Here is a 16446-nt window from a genome sequence, read left to right on the forward strand (position 1 = left end):
CGCCAGCCCGACTTTTCGGAAGCCCTTGTGAGCACCATCAGTCACCAGACGCATCCCCTCGTGCCGGGGGCCGGGGACAGGATCGACCTGCTCCTCATCGACGACGACCCCGGCGACGTCCTCATGGTCGAGAAGATGCTCGCCGAGAGCGGCATGGACGTCGAGATCAACGTCGTCGGCGACCTCGCCGCCGCCGGGCGGGCGCTGACGCGGCGCACCCAGTGCATCATCGTCGACCTGTCCACCCCCGGCATCGACCGGCTCGACGGGCTGCGGCAGGTCCTCGCCCTGTCCGGGTCCGCCGCCGTCGTGGTGCTGACCGGCATCGAGGACGCCCACCTCGGCGTGCGGGCGGTCGCCGCCGGCGCCGAGGACTACCTGGTCAAGCAGGAGGTGGACGCGCCGCTGCTGGCCCGCGCCATCCGCTACGCCATCGAGCGCAAGCGCTCGGAGGAGACCGAGCGGCGGCTGGTCGAGGCCCGCATCGTCGGCCGGGAGAACGCCCGGCTGGAGCGCGGCCTGCTGCCCGTCCCGCTGATCGACGACCCGTCGCTGCGGCACCACACCCGCTACCGGCCCGGCCGGCGGCGGGCCCTGCTCGGCGGCGACTTCTACGACACCGTGCAGACCGAGGGCGGCGCGGTCCACCTCGTCATCGGCGACGTGTGCGGGCACGGGCCCGACGAGGCCGCCCTCGGCGTCCAGCTCCGGATGGCGTGGCGGACGCTCGTGCTCGCCGGGCACACCGGCGAGCAGCTCCTCGGCACCCTCGACACCGTCCTCGGCCACGAGCGGCGCAGCGAGGAGATCTTCACCACGCTCTGCATGATCACGATCGCGCCGTCGCGGCGGACCGCCCGGATGCACCTTGCCGGGCACCCCGCCCCGCTGCTGTTCCGCGGGACCCCCGGGGACGGCGGGTTCGAGGTGTCGGCGCTGCCCGACTACGCGCACGGCCCGGCGCTCGGCCTGGTCCCCGGCGCCGAGTGGCCGACCACCGAGATCGACCTCGGCGAGTCGTGGGCGCTGATGCTCTACACCGACGGCCTCATCGAGGGGAAGGTCGGCGCGGGGTCGGACCGGCTCGGCACCGAGGGGCTCGTCGGGCTGGCCCACCGGGCCCGCGTCGGCGGCGCCACGGGACGGTCCCTCATCGACGCGCTCGTCACCGAGGTCGAGCACCTCAACGGCGACGCCCTGACCGACGACCTCGCCGTGCTGCTGCTGTCGCGGCAGCACGGCGACGGCGCGATGCACCCCGCGCGCTACTGACACACCGCCGCCGACCCCGTCAATGTCTGCTGGATCACCCGTCCGGCGAGTTCCGAATCGCCCTGTGAAGTCACTCACCGCACTGTTCATCACGGAACGGGCACAACGTCCGTTCTGCTTGGCTTCATAGCCTGGGGCTATCGAAACCAGTGTGCTGATGACTTGGAACTCTCAGCCCAGGTCCGCATAGCTTCGACAGGTGGCTGTAGCGATACCTGCGATCTACCGGTCCACCCTCGGCAAGAAGGCCGTGATGGCGGTGACCGGTGCCGTCCTCGTGCTGTTCCTGATCACGCACATGATCGGGAACCTGAAGATCTTCTTCGGCGCGGAGAGCTTCAACGACTACGCGCACTGGCTGCGCACGCTCGGCGAGCCGGCCGTGCCGTACCGGTCCGTCCTCACGCTCCTTGAGGCCACGCTGGTGGTGGCGATCGTCCTGCACATGTGGGCGGCGGTGTCGCTCGCCCGGCGCGCGTCGGCCGCGCGCCCGGTGAAGTACCAGGCCAGGAAGAAGTCGCACGCGCAGGGCTACGCCGCCCGCACGATGCGGTACGGCGGCGTCATCATCGCGTTCTACGTCGTCTGGCACCTGCTGGACCTGACGTTCTTCGTCGTGAACCCGCTCGGCGGCGACGCCACCCCCTACCAGCGGATGGTCGCCGACTTCGACCCGTCCCGCTGGTACATCACCGTCTGGTACGTCGTCGCGGTCCTGCTCGTCGGCGCGCACCTCCACCACGGCATCTGGAGCGCGTTCCAGACCCTCGGGCTGCGCACGCCGCGCAGCGAACGCCTCCTCCGGGGCCTCGCCGGAACCGTCGCGGCGGTCGTGACGCTCGGTTTCGTCGCCGTCCCCGTCTCCATCACGTTCGGATGGGTGAGCTGACCATGATCGACGGTTTCTACAAGTCCGGCGAGCCGATCGCCGACACCAAGGCGCCCGCGGGCCCCATCGAGGAGCGCTGGACGACCCGCAAGTTCCAGGCGAAGCAGGTCAACCCCGCCAACAAGCGCAAGAAGAAGATCATCATCATCGGCACCGGGCTGGCGGGCGGCTCGGCGGGCGCCACCCTCGGCGAGGCCGGGTACCACGTCCGGCAGTTCTGCTTCCAGGACTCGCCGCGCCGCGCCCACTCGATCGCCGCGCAGGGCGGCATCAACGCCGCCAAGAACTACCGCAACGACGGCGACAGCGTGCACCGGCTGTTCTACGAGACGGTCAAGGGCGGCGACTTCCGCTCCCGCGAGTCGAACGTGCACCGGCTCGCCGACATCTCCCGGAACATCATCGACCAGTGCGTCGCGCAGGGCGTCCCGTTCGCCCGCGAGTACGGCGGCCTGCTCGACAACCGCTCGTTCGGCGGGACGCAGGTCTCCCGCACCTTCTACGCGCGCGGGCAGACCGGCCAGCAGCTCCTGCTCGGCGCGTACCAGGCGCTGATGCGGCAGGTCGACGCGGGCAACGTCGAGCTGTACCCGCGGCACGAGATGCTCGACCTGATCATGGAGGACGGGCGGGCGCGCGGCGTCGTCGTCCGCAACCTGATCAACGGCGAGATCAAGCACTACACGGCGGACGCGGTCGTGCTGGCGTCCGGCGGCTACGGCAACGTGTACTTCCTGTCCACGAACGCCATGGGGTCGAACGTCACCGCGTCCTGGCGCGCCCACCGGCACGGCGCCCTGTTCGCCAACCCGTGCTTCACGCAGATCCACCCGACGTGCATCCCGGTCAGCGGCGACCACCAGTCCAAGCTCACCCTGATGTCGGAGTCGCTGCGCAACGACGGGCGGGTGTGGGTGCCGAAGAAGGGCGGCGACACGCGCAGGCCCGCCGACATCCCCGAGGACGAGCGCGACTACTACCTGGAGCGCATCTACCCGTCCTTCGGCAACCTCGTCCCGCGCGACATCGCGTCCCGCGCGGCGAAGAACGTCTGCGACGAGGGACGCGGCGTCGGCCCCGGCGGCCTCGGCGTCTACCTCGACTTCGCCGACGCCATCGAGCGCCTGGGCCGGGACAAGGTCGAGGCCAAGTACGGCAACCTCTTCGAGATGTACGAGCGCATCACCGGCGAGAACCCTTACGACACGCCGATGCGCATCTACCCCGCCGTCCACTACACGATGGGCGGGCTGTGGGTGGACTACGACCTGGAGTCCACCATCCCGGGCCTGTTCGTCATCGGTGAGGCGAACTTCTCCGACCACGGCGCGAACCGCCTCGGCGCGTCCGCACTGATGCAGGGTCTCGCGGACGGCTACTTCGTCCTGCCGAACACCATCGGCGACTACATCGCCCGCAACGACCTCGGGGCGGTCGCCGAGACCGCGGTCACCGAGGCGGAGGAGCGCGTGAAGTCGCGGATCGACCGGCTGTTGTCGGTCGACGGGGACCGTTCCGTCGACTCCTACCACCGCGAACTCGGCCACATCATGTGGGAGTACTGCGGGATGGAACGCACCGAGGAGGGCCTGCGCAAGGCGCTCGACCTCATCCCGGCGCTGCGGCAGGAGTTCTGGGAGCGCGTCCGGGTCACCGGGAAGGGCGAGGAGCTCAACCAGCAGCTGGAGAAGGCCGGCCGCGTCGCCGACTTCTTCGAGCTGGCCGAGCTGATGGTCGTCGACGCGCTGCACCGCACCGAGTCCTGCGGCGGCCACTTCCGGGCCGAGAGCCAGGACGAGGACGGCGAGGCCAAGCGCGACGACACCAACTTCTCCTACGTCGCCGCCTGGGAATGGGCCGGCGAGGGCGAGCAGCCGATCCTCCACAAGGAGGCCCTGAACTTCGAGTACGTCAAGCCGAGCCAGAGGTCATACAAGTAACGATGAAGCTCACACTGCGCGTCTGGCGCCAGAGCGGCCCCGAGGACAAGGGGAGGATGGTCGAGTACGAGATCGACGGCATCTCCCCGGACGCCTCCTTCCTGGAAATGCTCGACGTCCTCAACGAGCGGCTGATCGCCGAGGGCGCGGAGCCGGTCGCGTTCGACCACGACTGCCGCGAGGGCATCTGCGGCATGTGCTCGCTCGTCATCAACGGCACCCCGCACGGCCCGGAGCGCGCCACCACCACGTGCCAGCTCCATATGCGCAAGTTCAAGGACGGCGAGGTCATCGACATCGAGCCGTGGCGGGCGGCGGCGTTCCCGGTCGTCAAGGACCTGGTGGTCGACCGCTCCGCGTTCGACCGGATGATCCAGGCGGGCGGCTACATCACCGCGCCGACCGGCACCGCGCCCGAGGCGCACGCGACGCCCGTCCCGAAGCCGGACGCCGACCGCGCCTTCGAGGCCGCCGAGTGCATCGGCTGCGGCGCCTGCGTCGCGGCCTGCCCCAACGGCTCGGCCGCCCTGTTCCTCGGCGCCAAGGTCACCCACCTCGGGCTGATGCCGCAGGGCCAGCCGGAACGCTGGGACCGGGTCGTGTCCATGCTGGACGCCCACGACGCGGAGGGCTTCGGCGGCTGCACCAACACCGGCGAGTGCACCGCCGCCTGCCCGAAGGGCATCCCCCTGGACGTCATCGGGCGGCTGAACCACGACTACCTGAAGGCCACCGCGGGCGGAAAGAAGCGCTGACCCGTAGGCGCCCCTGGACAGACCCCGCCCGGAGTACCGGGCGGGGTCATTCATTCCAGGACCCGTCACGCGCACCATTTACCGTGGACCCCATGACGATCACGCTGGTCCCCTACCACCTGGACGAACGACTCCCCGACTCGTCCTTCCCCCTGCCCACTCCCGGCTTCGTCCCGGTGACGCGGGAGCTACCCCAAGGCGACGTCTGGGCACGCGTCGGCGCGCTGTACGAGCTGGTCTCCGCCGAGGTCGCCGACCAGGTCGCCGGCGGCACTCGGCCGACGGTGGTGTCGGGCGACTGCCTGGTCTCCACGGCCGTCCTCGCGGGCGTCCAGCGGGCGGGCGTGGACGCCTCGGTCGTCTGGTTCGACGGGCACGGCGACATCCACTCCCTGGAGAGCTCCACGTCCGGCTACATCGGCGGGATGCCGCTGCGGCAGATCATCGGCGACCATCCCGAGCTGCTCACCGGCCCGCTGGGAATGCGCCCACTGCCGGAGGACCGCGCCGTCCTGGTGGACGCCCGCGACCTCGACCCAGCCGAGGCGGAGTTCCTCGCGACCTCGAAGGTCCGGCGCTGCCCGGTGGACGACGTCGCCCTGCCCGACGGGCCGCTCGTCCTGCACATCGACCTGGACGTGATCGACAAGGACGACCTGCCCGGCCTGCGGTTCCCGGTCGGCGACGGCCCGTCGCGGGACGCGGTGCTCGCGTCCTACCGCCGCGTCATGGCCACCGGCCGCGTCGCCGCCCTGGACCTCGCCTGCCCCTGGCACCTCCCCGAGGGCGACGACACCGCCATCCGCACCCGCCTCCTGACCGAGATCCTGAGCGCCTAATCCGGCCACTTCACACGCGCGAAGGCCGCTGCCCGGGATGCGATCTTGCAGTAGCGTGATGCACGTGCAGAAGACTGTGCATATGCATGACCCGTTGCACGGTATCGCCGACCCGGCGCACGCGGTGCACCGGTCGATCCTGTGCGTGGACGTCCAGGGCTACGGAGGCCGGGCGAACTGGGACCAGCTCGCCGTGCGCAGCGTCCTGTTCAAAGCCCTGCCCGAGGCGCTGGCCGACTCCGGCGTGCCCGCGAAATCCCTGCGGTTCGAGGACCGCGGGGACGGCGCGCTCGTCCTCGTCCAGCCGGACGTGCCGAAGGAGCGGCTGGCCGGCCCCTTCCCCCTCAAGCTGGCCGCCTCCCTCGAACGGCACAACAGCAGCGCGCCACCGGGCGCGTGCATCAAGCTCCGCGTCGCCGTGCACGCCGGGGAGGTGATCTACGACGCCTACGGCGTCGCAGGCAGCGCCATCGTCGCCGCCTCCCGGCTCCTGGACGCGAAGCCGCTGAGGGACGCCCTGCGCACCGCCCCCGGCGCCGTCGCCCTCATCACGTCCGACTGGTTCTACGAAGAGGTCGTCCGGCAGTGCCCGACGTGCGACGCCGCCGCGTACCGCTCCGTCCACGTGTCGGTCAAGGAGACGAACACGCGCGGCTGGGTGCGCCTCCCGGGAGGGTCGTGAGGTCGGTGGGATCAGTCGGTGAGGAGGGTTTCGACGCCCGGGGGGAGGCTTCCGGCCAGGCCCGCTTCTACGAGGAACGTCTGCAGGGTGTCCTGGAAGGCGCGGGCCGCGTGGGTGAGTTCGACGTCCTTGCGGTGGGCGAGCGCGATGGTGCGGAGCAGGCCGGGGCCCTGGCGGCCGCGGCGCGCCTCCTCGTCGGGCAGCACGAGCGGGGTTCCGCGCAGGCCGGGCCGCCCCGCGAGGACCATGCTGGGGACGACCGCCACACCCAGGCCGACCTCCACGAAACGCAGGACGGCGTCCATCTCGCCCCCCTCGACCGCGAACCGGGGTTCGAAGCCGGCGGCGCGGCATGCGCTGATGGTCGCCTCACGCAGGTCGTAGCCCGGACGGAACATGACGAGGGGACGGTTCCGGAGATCCTCGATGCGCAGGTACGAGCGGCGGGGCAGCTGGGCGGCCTTCAGGGAGCGTTCGGGCAGGCCCGTCTCGGCTCCGGTCGGGGACGCCACCACCAGGAACTCGCGCAGGATGGGAGTGGTGTCCAGTGGCGGGTCGCCCTGGAGCGGGAGGATGACCAGGGCCATGTCCAGGGAGCCGCGGGTCAGCTCCCGGACGAGGTCGCGGGAGCCGCCCTCCTCCACGAGGAGCTGAATCCCCGGGTAGGCGTCGTGAAAGCGGCGCAGAACCTCCGCCAGTAGGCCGGCGCACAGGGACGGTGTCGCGCCGAGCCGTACCCGGCCGCGTTTGAGGCCGGCGAGCTCCTGGACCTCCAGGCGGGCCGTCTCGACGTCGGCGAGTATGCGCTTGGCCAGCGGCAGCAGGGCCTCACCCGCGGGCGTCAGGGTGATGTTCCCCCGGGCACGGCTGAACAGGGAGACGCTCAGCTCGGACTCCAGCGCGCGGATCTGCTTCGACAGCGACGGTTGCGCCACCCGCAGGATCTCGGCGGCCTGCGTGAAGTGGCGCACCTCCGCGACCGCGACGAAATAGGCGAGCTGCTGCAACTGCACCCTGCACAGGGTACGGGTCGCCTCCCGGCGCGCCCGCACGCGGCCCGCGGGTCAGCGGGCGTGGCGGCGGAGTGCCTGCAGGTCATGGACGATGAGGCGGCGCCGCCCCGTCTCGATCCAGCCGTGCGCGCGCAGCGTCCGTAACGCCTTGCTGACCGCCTCGCGGGACGCGCCGACCCAGCCCGCCAGCTCCTCCTGCGACAGGTTCAGCGTGATGCGGACGCTCTGCCCGTCCCCCTCCGGGCCCGCCCGGTACGGGACGCCGAACCGCTCGGCCAACTCCACGAGGCGCTGTGCGACACGTCCCGTCGCGTCGAACATGCCGAACTCGGCGCGCTTGCGGTCGGCGTCGCGCCAGCGCTGGCACAGCACCCGCATGATGATGATGGAGACGCGGCCGTGGGCCTGCAGGAACGCCATGAACTCGTCGGCCGTGACCGCGAGGGCCCGCACCGGCTCCAGCGCGGCGACCGACGCCGACCGCGGCTGCCCGTCGATCGCGGCGACCTCGCCGAGGAGCGCCCCCGGGCCGCGGACGGCCAGCAGCGCCTCCCCGCCCTGCTCGCGGTAGGAGAACGCCTTCACCCGGCCCCGCAGCAGGACGGCGACCCAGCCGGGGTCCTCCCCCTCGGTGAAGAGCGTGTCCCCCCGTCCGAAGTCGCGGACGCGGCCACGTGACTCCAGGTCCTCGCGTTCCGCCGGGGTGAGTTCGGCGAAGAACGAGCCCGGTTCGAGGGCGCTCATGCCCTCCACGCTAATTGGCCCCGGGCTTTCCGGGGCCCCGGAGGAGAATCACGAAACCACAACGCGTTGTGTGCACAAATCCCTACTCGAATGGCCGGGGGTGCACCAGTGTTGGTCGCGGCGTGTGCGGTTGGCAGGCCGTCCAGCGTCCACGGCGTTCATGGGGAACGGCGTAACGGCGGGCGGCGGCCCGGGGGCACGCCGCCCGCCGTGTTCCAGGAGCGCCGCATGCCAGGGCGTCGCTCTCGGGGCGGGAACGCGAACGTCCCCCGTCGCGCGGGGCGACGGGGGACGTTCGCGAAAGAACCTGGACGCCGCGAAAGAGCCTGGACGCCACGAAGGCCGGGGACGTCAGGCGGACGGGGTGTCCTGCCCCTTCTTGACGATGCCGAGCTTGGTGCCGAGCCACACCACCGGGTCGTACTTGCGTCCCACGACCCGCTCCTTCATCGGAATCAGCGCGTTGTCGGTGATCTTGATGTGCTCGGGGCAGACCTCGGTGCAGCACTTGGTGATGTTGCAGAAGCCGAGACCGTGGTCGTCCTGCGCGATGTTGCGCCGGTCGGCCTGGTCCGCCGGGTGCATCTCCAGCTCGCCGATCCGCATCAGGAAACGCGGGCCGGCGAAGTTCTCCTTGTTCTCGTCGTGGTCACGGATGACGTGGCAGACGTTCTGGCACAGGAAGCACTCGATGCACTTGCGGAACTCCTGCGAGCGCTCGACGTCCACCTGCTGCATCCGCAGCTCGCCGGGCTTGGCGTCGCCCGGGTCGAACGACGGCACCTGCCGCGCCTTCTCGTAGTTGTACGACACGTCCGTGACAAGGTCGCGGATGACGGGGAACGTGTTGACCGGCATGACGGTCACCGTCTCGTCCGGGTCGAACGTGGACATCCGCGTCATGCACAGCAGCCGCGGCATGCCGTTGATCTCCGCGGAGCACGACCCGCACTTGCCCGCCTTGCAGTTCCAGCGGACGGCGAGGTCGGGCGCCTGCGTGGCCTGCAGCCGGTGGATGATGTCGAGGACGACCTCGCCCTCGTTCACCTCGACCGTGTAGTCGACGAGCTCGCCGTCGCCGTCGTCGCCGCGCCAGACCTTGAACTTGGCCTCGTAGCTCATCGGTCGCCCTCCTCGTCCTTGTCCTCGGCAGCGGGCTTCTCGGCGGCGGACGCGGCGGTCGCACCGGACCCGGCCGTGGCCTCCGCCTCCACCTCGCGCGTTTCCGCCGCCACGGGCGGCTCGGCCAGGGCGGCCGGCAGTTCCTCGGCGGTCAGGTACTTCTTCAGCTCGTCGTTCTCGAACAGCTCCAGCAGGTCGTCCCGCATCGGCCGCATCGGCTGCCGGGTCAGCTCGACGTGCGGGTCGGCCGGGTCGCCGGCCAGCGAGCACACCAGGTTGACCTTCCGCCACTCCGCCGACATCTGCGGGTAGTCGTCGCGGGTGTGGCCGCCGCGGCTCTCCTGCCGCTCCAGCGCCGCCTTGGCGACGGCCTCCGACACCAGCATCATGTTGCGCAGGTCGAGCGCGAGGTGCCAGCCCGGGTGGTAGCCGCGCCCGTCGCCCACCGCGACGGGTTCGACGCTGACGTTCGCGACCCGCTCCCGGAGCTTGGCGAGCGACTCCAGGGCCTGCTGCAGTTCCTCTTCCTTGCGGATGATGCCGACCAGCTCGTTCATCGTCTGCTGGAGCTCGGCGTGGACGGCGTAGGGGTTCTCGCCGTCCGTCCGCTCGAACGGCGCGAGCGCCTCGGCCATCGCCGCCTCGATCTCCGGCTCCGGGACGGCGGGACGGGCGGCCAGCGCGTCGATGTACTCCGCCGCGCCCAGCCCGGCCCGGCGGCCGAAGACCAGCAGGTCCGACAGCGAGTTGCCGCCGAGCCGGTTGGAGCCGTGCATGCCGCCGGAGACCTCGCCCGCGGCGAACAGGCCGGGCACCTGCGCCGCACCGGTGTCGGGGTCGACCTCCACCCCGCCCATCACGTAGTGGCAGGTGGGGCCGACCTCCATGGCCTCCTTGGTGATGTCGACGTCCGCCAGCTCCTTGAACTGGTGGTACATCGACGGGAGCCGCTTGACGATCTCGGCGGCCCCGCCGGGCATCCGGTCGACGACGGTGAGGAAGACCCCGCCGTGCGGCGATCCCCGCCCGGCCTTGACCTCCGAGTTGATCGCGCGGGCCACCTCGTCGCGCGGCAGCAGCTCGGGGGGACGCCGGTTGTTCTCCGGGTCGTCGTACCAGCGGTCCGCCTCCTCCTCCGAGGTGGCGTACTGCTCCTTGAACACCTCGGGGATGTAGTCGAACATGAACCGCTTGCCCTCGGAGTTCCGCAGGACGCCGCGGTCGCCGCGCACCGACTCGGTCACGAGGATGCCCTTGACGGACGGCGGCCAGACCATGCCGGTCGGGTGGAACTGCACGAACTCCATGTTGAGCAGCGTCCCGCCGGCGAGCATGGCCAGCGCGTGGCCGTCCCCGGTGTACTCCCAGGAGTTGGACGTGACCTTGAACGCCTTGCCGATGCCGCCGGTCGCGAGCACCACCGTCGGCGCCTCGAACACGACGAACCTGCCGCTCTCCCGGACGTAGCCGAACGCGCCGCAGATCTTCCCGTCGGCGTCCTTCAGCAGCCGCGTCACCGTCGTCTCGGCCCAGACCTTCAGCCTGGCCTCGTAGTCGCCGTGCTCGGCGTGGTCCTCCTGCTGGAGGGCGACGACCTTCTGCTGCGCGGTGCGGATCAGCTCCAGGCCCGTCCGGTCACCGACGTGCGCCAGCCGCGGGTACTCGTGCCCGCCGAAGTTGCGCTGGCTGATCTTGCCGTCCTTGGTGCGGTCGAACAGCGCGCCCCACAGCTCGAGCTCCCAGATGCGGTCCGGGGACTCCTTGGCGTGCAGCTCCGCCATCCGCCAGTTGTTCATGAACTTGCCGCCGCGCATGGTGTCGCGGAAGTGGACCTGCCAGTTGTCCTTGGCGTTGACGTTGCCCATCGCGGCGGCGGCCCCGCCCTCCGCCATCACCGTGTGCGCCTTGCCGAACAGCGACTTGGAGATGATCGCGGTCTTCTTGCCCTGGAGGCGCGCCTCGATCGCCGCGCGCAGCCCGGCGCCGCCGGCGCCGATCACCACGACGTCGTACGAGTGCCTCTCGATCTCAGTCATGATTCCTTGGCCTCAGTTGAAGAAACGCAGGTCGGAGATGGTCTCGCTGGCGACCAGCATGACGTAGAAGTCGGCCACCACCAGCGAGCCCAGCGTGACCAGCGCGTACGTGCCGTGCCGCTCGTTGATCTTGGACACCCAGCCCCACATCCGGTACCGGAAGGGGTGCTTGGAGAAGTTCTTCAGCCGTCCGCCGACGATGTGCCGGCAGGAGTGGCACGAGAGGGTGTACAGCCAGAGCAGGATCACGTTGACGACCAGGATGACGGTGCCCAGCCCGATGCCGAAGCCGCCGTCCTTGCCGTGGAAGGCGAGGAGCGCGTCGTAGGTGTTGATGAGGGAGATCAGGACCGCCGCGATGAAGAAGTAGCGGTGCAGGTTCTGCCCGATCAGCGGGAAGCGCCGCTCCCCGGTGTACTTGCTGTGCGGCTCCCGCACCGCGCACGCGGTCGGCGCCTGCCAGAAGGAGCGGTAGTACGCCTTGCGGTAGTAGTAGCAGGTCAGCCGGAACAGCAGCAGGAACGGCAGCGAGATCGCCGCGAACGGGATCCAGCCGCGGGTGCTCTCCGGCAGGAACGTCCCGAACTCCGCCGCGCTGCCCGTGTGGCCGTTCACCGTGACGTTGTTGCAGATGTCGTTCAGGCACGGCGAGTAGAACGGCGTCAGGTAGTGGAACTGCGGCACGTAGAAGGCGGCGCCCCAGAAGGCCCGTACGGTCGCGTACGCCACCCACAGGGTGAAGATCACGAAGATCGACACCGGATAGAGGCGCCAGTTGTCCTTCCGGAGCGTGCGTTCCTTGATCTGGGCGCGCGATTTCGCGGGCGCCTCCACAGTGCTCATCGTTCGGCTCTCCTGAGCTCGGGTCGTCGTGTCCCCGGTACCACGGTCTGAGCGCACCCGTGCGGCCGTCGCGCCCCGGCCGCCGGCCCGTGCGTCCGAGCCGTCGGCCATGCGTCCCGGCCGGGTCGCGATGGCGACCGGATGCCGTGTCGCATGCGGGCGGTGACGCCTCGTGTGCGCTTCCAGCGAAGCGACCCTACGCCACCCGCCGGGAGCTGTGACATACACAACAGCCAGACCCGCATGTGAGTCTGACCACAGACTTTAGCCCCCGCCGGGCGCCTTGGCACCGCCCGCCATCCATAACCAGTTGTTATGGCTCAGCGGAATCGAGACGAGTGCGGCCGGGCATGACCGTTCGGTCGTCCGGCGCGCGGAGCGGGCGGGCCCGCCGGCGGTCACGGACCGTGACGGCCGGCCGGGTCCCGGCCGCTACCGGGATCGCGCGTGGTCGACGATCTTGCGGATGAAGTGGGCCTCGGCCTCGCTCGCACGGCCGTTGCCGTACACGCGCAGGACCTCCGCGAGGTCGGGGAAGCGGTCGGCGAGCAGTGCGGCGGCGGCCTCGATCTCCGCGGCCGAGGCGACCTCGCGCAGCACGGTCTGGACGAGGCGGGCCGACTCGGCGGGCCCCCGGCCGGCCGGTACGCCGTCCCGGCCCTCCGCGTCGGGGCCGCGCTCGGTGACGCGCACGTTCGAGGTGGTGGTGGTCGCCGTCTCGGCCCTGATCTCCGCCAGGCGGTCCTTGATCTCGGCGGCGGTCAGCGCGCCGAACGCGGGCCCGGCGACGAGCTCCTCGACCGCCATCAGCCGGTGCAGGACGGCCGGGTTGCTGATCTTCGCCCGCTGGCCGGACATCAGCTGCGAGAGCATCGGCGCGGACAGGCCGAGCACGCCGGCCAGGCCGGACTGGGAGAGCCCGAGCCGGTCGAGGAGCGGGCGGACGCGGTCGCCGAGCGGTTCGCCGTACCACTCGGCCTGCAGCGCGCGATTCCGGACCACCGTGTCCTCGGCGACGGCCAACCGAACCAACCCCTTGACGATTCGCAAATGCAAACGCTATATTCGCGGACGCACACGTTGCCATGGCGTACCCCGCCATGGTGCCACGTACCGACTCGTTTGCATATGCGACGAACCTGGAAGGACCGACCATGCGCCTGTCAACTCGCCTGGCCGCCGCCACGGCCGCGGTGCTGCTCGCCGCCGGCGGGCTCACCGGCTGCTCCCTGGTGGCGGACGGGGGCTCGTCGTCCTCCGGGGAGCGGGGCGGCGACTCGGCGGGCGCGGCCGCCGAGGGCGGCAAGCCCGGCTTCGACAACGCCGGCGAGCCGGTGACGAAGGGCACCTTCGACTCCCCCATCGCACCGGGCGCCAAGGTCGACATCGCGATCATGGGCCTCAAGGCCAGGGGCAGGCTCGCCACCCTCACCACGCAGTTCACCCCGCGCATCCCTCCGGGCGGCGAGACCAACCCCAACCCCTACGAGCTGAACGGCAGGAACGGCCTCGGCACCTCGCTGATCGACCCCGTCAACCTCAAGCGGTACGTGGTCGTCAAGGACTCCGGCGGCAAGGAGCTGGAGACCCACGACATCTTCACGCATATCGCCAACAACCAGACCGGCCACTTCGCCTTCACGTTCGCCGCCCCGCCGGAGGACGTCCGGGCGGTGGACGTGCAGATCGGGTCGTGGCCCACCTTCCGCAACATCCCGATCGAGCGGTGACCGGCATGCGGCGAACCCTCCTCCTCACGGCCGTCGTACTCGCGGCCGTCCTCGGCGCGGCCGTCCTCGGCGCGGTGCCGGCCGTCCCGGCGGCGGCCGGCGACGCACCGGACGTCCCCGACGCCAACCTCGCCGCATCCGTGCGGGACATCGGGACGGCCGAGTCCGTGCGCGACATCGATCTGTCCAAGGCGGTCATCCCGCTGGAGACCGAGCAGGACGACGGCGAGCAGGTCACCGTGCGCATGTCGGCCGACGTCCTGTTCGACTTCGGCAAGGCGACGCTCACCGACGCCGCCGAACGGCGCATCGCCGACCTCGCGAAACGGCTGCGCGACGTCGGCGGCACCGTCGAGGTGTCCGGCCACACCGACTCCGTCGGGTCCGACGGCTACAACCTCGACCTCTCGAAGCGGCGCGCCGAGGCGGTCAAGGCCGAGCTGCTGCGCGCCCTGCGGGGGTCGTCCCTGCGCGTCGAGGCCAGGGGCTACGGCGAGACCAAGCCCGTCGCCCCCAACAGGAACGGCTCCGAGGACTCCCCCGAGGGCCGCGCGAAGAACCGCCGCGTCGACATCACCTACGAGAAGGGCTAGAGCACAGTGCCGCACGCATTGCGAGCCGTCGCCATCGCCGTCACGGTCGGCCTGACACTGACCGCGTGCGGCGCCCTGGGAAACGACGAACCTCCCCGCAAGGCCGCCACCGCCCCCGCCACGGCGGGTGGCGCGACACCGTCTCCCACCGGCCCGGAACCGACGGAGTGCCCGCGGGGTGAGCTGATCGAGGCCGTGGAGATCCCCGCCGTGCACGCCGACCCGGTGCACATCCCGGAGGCGACGATCGGCGGGGAGAAGGTCCCGGCGGTGACGATCCCCGGCGTGGACGTCCCGGCGCAGCGCGTCCCGGCGCAGTGCGTCGAGGAGAAGCCCGCCCCGGGCGCCTGCCTGGGCGCGGTCGCCATCCCCGGGACGTCGATCCCCGGCACGGCGCTCCCGGGGGTGCGCATCCCCGGCGTCCAGGCGGGCGGCGTCAACGCCCCTCCGGTGGAGGAGTCCGGGAAGTCGCACGGGCCGGTCAACCAGTCCGCGGTCTCGGTCGCGGAGGTCTGCCAGAGCAAGCCGTCCGAGGAGGGGCAGTACGTCGCCTCCGTGTACCGGCCGGCCGCCTACCGGCCCTCGCTGTACCGCCCGTCCCTGTACCGGCCCTCCCTCTACCGGCCGCGTGCCTGCAACGACAAGGGGGAGTGCATCCCGCCGGTCAGCGTCCCCTCGGTCAGCGTCCCCTCGGTCAGCGTCCCCTCGGTGAGCGTGCCGTCCGCCTCCCTCAAGTCGTACGTCGCCGGTCCGGGCCAGGTCATCAAGGGGAACGACCAGATCGCCTACAACATCGAGGCGGACGTCCTGTTCGACTTCGGCAAGGCCGACATCAAACCGGAGGCCGCGAAGTCACTCGCCGAGCTGGCCGAGTCGATCCGCGAGGAGGTCCCGTCCAGCGCGCCCATCCAGGTCGACGGCCACACCGACTCCAAGGGCGACCCGGCGTCCAACAAGGCGCTCTCCGAACGCCGCGCGCAGGCCATCGTCGACTGGCTCGCCACCAAGGGCGGCCTCGACCGGGGCCGGCTGAAGGCCACCGGCTACGGCGAGACGAAACCGGCCGCGCCCAACACCCGGCCGGACGGCTCCGACGACCCGCGGGCCCGCGCGAAGAACCGCCGCGTGGTCATCTCGGCCGCCCGGTCCTAGGGCCGGGCGGCGGTCCGAGCTGGTCGAAGATCTGCAGGGGTTCCCCGTCCAGCGTCCGGACGGGGAACCGCAGTTCGAGACCGCACGCGGCCAGCGCCCGCCGCGCGGCGTCGGCGCCGTCCGGGCGCCGCGCCGGGTCGGCGGCGCACAGCCACGCGACCACCGCCCACAGGCGCGGCGGCACCCCCGCGGGCGGTTCCCCCACCCGCTGCCGCGGTTCGGGATCGCCCGCACCGGTCAGCATCCGCCAGCCGACCATGCCCGCCGCGTACAGGTCCTGGCGCGGCCCCGGGCGGTTCCAGTCGAGCACCTCGGGCGCCAGGTATCCCGGGGTGCCGACGGTGAAGCCCGTCGTGGTGAACCGCATCCCGTCGTCCCCCAGCGCGATCCCGAAGTCCGCCAGCCGGACGTGCGGCGCCCCCACCGGACTCGGCTCCAGCAGCAGGTTCGCGGGCTTCACGTCCCGGTGCACCACCCCGGCCCCGTGGATGTGGCTCAAGGCGGCGAGCAGCTGGTCCAGGACCTCGGCCGCGTACGCCGGCGGCAGCCTGCCGTAGTCCCCGAGGAGCGTCTCCAGTGAGCCACCGCTGACGAGATCCATCGCCAGGAGGACGTCGTCAGCGGCGGAACACGACGCGTACGGCGTCAGCACATGCGGATGCGCCAGCCGCAGCGCCCTTTCCCGCACCACCCGCAGCATCGACGTGGGTCCCCGCTGCCGGACGAGCTTCGCGGCGCAGTACCGCCCGGCCGCGTGGTCGTACGCCCGCCACACACGGCTGGTTCCCCCCGCCCCGATCCGGTCGAGCATGCGGAACCGGCCACCGATCACCCAC

General features: G+C 71.2%; 16 protein-coding genes. 9 read left to right on the plus strand and 7 right to left on the minus strand.

Going from position 1 to position 16446, the window contains the following annotated elements:
• Positions 1-27 precede the first annotated feature (27 nt).
• The 6 genes from E1289_RS18505 (at position 28) to E1289_RS18530 (ending at position 6377) form a co-directional block, all read left to right on the plus strand.
• Positions 28-1272: a SpoIIE family protein phosphatase gene (locus tag E1289_RS18505; protein WP_243712930.1), complete on the plus strand. Its 1245-nt coding sequence runs from the start codon at positions 28-30 to the stop codon at positions 1270-1272.
• 199 nt (positions 1273-1471) lie between these two features.
• Positions 1472-2161 carry a succinate dehydrogenase cytochrome b subunit gene (locus tag E1289_RS18510; RefSeq protein ID WP_131981784.1) on the plus strand — a complete coding sequence of 230 codons (690 nt, stop codon included), beginning with the start codon at positions 1472-1474 and terminating at the stop codon, positions 2159-2161.
• Positions 2162-2163: 2 nt separating this feature from the next.
• The gene (locus E1289_RS18515; protein ID WP_131981814.1) at positions 2164-4101 is read left to right on the plus strand and encodes a fumarate reductase/succinate dehydrogenase flavoprotein subunit; all 1938 of its coding nucleotides are present in this window, start codon (positions 2164-2166) and stop codon (positions 4099-4101) included.
• Positions 4102-4103: 2 nt separating this feature from the next.
• Positions 4104-4856, plus strand: coding sequence for a succinate dehydrogenase/fumarate reductase iron-sulfur subunit (locus tag E1289_RS18520; protein ID WP_131981786.1), 753 nt, complete (start codon positions 4104-4106; stop codon positions 4854-4856).
• Positions 4857-4948: 92 nt separating this feature from the next.
• Positions 4949-5695, plus strand: coding sequence for an arginase family protein (locus E1289_RS18525; protein WP_131981788.1), 747 nt, complete (start codon positions 4949-4951; stop codon positions 5693-5695).
• 82 nt (positions 5696-5777) lie between these two features.
• On the plus strand, positions 5778-6377 hold the full coding sequence (locus tag E1289_RS18530; protein WP_131981790.1) for a hypothetical protein: 600 nt from the start codon (positions 5778-5780) through the stop codon (positions 6375-6377).
• Positions 6378-6388: 11 nt separating this feature from the next.
• Here E1289_RS18530 and E1289_RS18535 read toward each other — a convergent pair whose 3' ends face one another.
• The 6 genes from E1289_RS18535 to E1289_RS18560 form a co-directional block, all read right to left on the minus strand.
• Positions 6389-7390 carry a LysR substrate-binding domain-containing protein gene (locus E1289_RS18535; RefSeq protein ID WP_131981792.1) on the minus strand — a complete coding sequence of 334 codons (1002 nt, stop codon included), beginning with the start codon at positions 7388-7390 and terminating at the stop codon, positions 6389-6391.
• 51 nt (positions 7391-7441) lie between these two features.
• Positions 7442-8134, minus strand: coding sequence for a Crp/Fnr family transcriptional regulator (locus E1289_RS18540; RefSeq protein ID WP_131981794.1), 693 nt, complete (start codon positions 8132-8134; stop codon positions 7442-7444).
• A 351-nt stretch (positions 8135-8485) separates the two neighbouring features.
• Positions 8486-9256 carry a succinate dehydrogenase/fumarate reductase iron-sulfur subunit gene (locus tag E1289_RS18545; protein WP_131981796.1) on the minus strand — a complete coding sequence of 257 codons (771 nt, stop codon included), beginning with the start codon at positions 9254-9256 and terminating at the stop codon, positions 8486-8488.
• A complete protein-coding gene (locus E1289_RS18550) occupies positions 9253-11292 on the minus strand; it encodes a fumarate reductase/succinate dehydrogenase flavoprotein subunit (RefSeq protein ID WP_131981798.1) in 2040 nt (679 codons plus the stop codon). Before E1289_RS18550 ends, E1289_RS18545 begins: the two co-directional genes overlap by 4 nt.
• A gap of 12 nt (positions 11293-11304) precedes the next feature.
• Complete coding sequence (locus tag E1289_RS18555) at positions 11305-12135, minus strand: hypothetical protein (RefSeq protein ID WP_131981800.1); 831 nt, start codon at positions 12133-12135, stop codon at positions 11305-11307.
• A 432-nt stretch (positions 12136-12567) separates the two neighbouring features.
• Complete coding sequence (locus E1289_RS18560) at positions 12568-13158, minus strand: helix-turn-helix transcriptional regulator (protein WP_131981802.1); 591 nt, start codon at positions 13156-13158, stop codon at positions 12568-12570.
• A gap of 131 nt (positions 13159-13289) precedes the next feature.
• Here E1289_RS18560 and E1289_RS18570 point away from each other — a divergent pair, with 131 nt between their 5' ends.
• The 3 genes from E1289_RS18570 to E1289_RS18580 are packed head-to-tail and all read left to right on the plus strand — an operon-like array spanning position 13290 to position 15610.
• Positions 13290-13865 carry a hypothetical protein gene (locus E1289_RS18570; protein WP_165970530.1) on the plus strand — a complete coding sequence of 192 codons (576 nt, stop codon included), beginning with the start codon at positions 13290-13292 and terminating at the stop codon, positions 13863-13865.
• 5 nt (positions 13866-13870) lie between these two features.
• Positions 13871-14458, plus strand: coding sequence for an OmpA family protein (locus E1289_RS18575; RefSeq protein ID WP_131981806.1), 588 nt, complete (start codon positions 13871-13873; stop codon positions 14456-14458).
• 18 nt (positions 14459-14476) lie between these two features.
• Positions 14477-15610: an OmpA family protein gene (locus E1289_RS18580; RefSeq protein WP_165970531.1), complete on the plus strand. Its 1134-nt coding sequence runs from the start codon at positions 14477-14479 to the stop codon at positions 15608-15610.
• Here E1289_RS18580 and E1289_RS18585 read toward each other — a convergent pair.
• The coding region (locus tag E1289_RS18585; protein ID WP_131981810.1) for a serine/threonine-protein kinase at positions 15588-16446 on the minus strand (859 nt) is incomplete at its 5' end. The genes E1289_RS18580 and E1289_RS18585 overlap by 23 nt on opposite strands.

This window comes from Actinomadura sp. 6K520 (assembly GCF_004349245.1).
GTDB lineage: Bacteria > Actinomycetota > Actinomycetes > Streptosporangiales > Streptosporangiaceae > Spirillospora.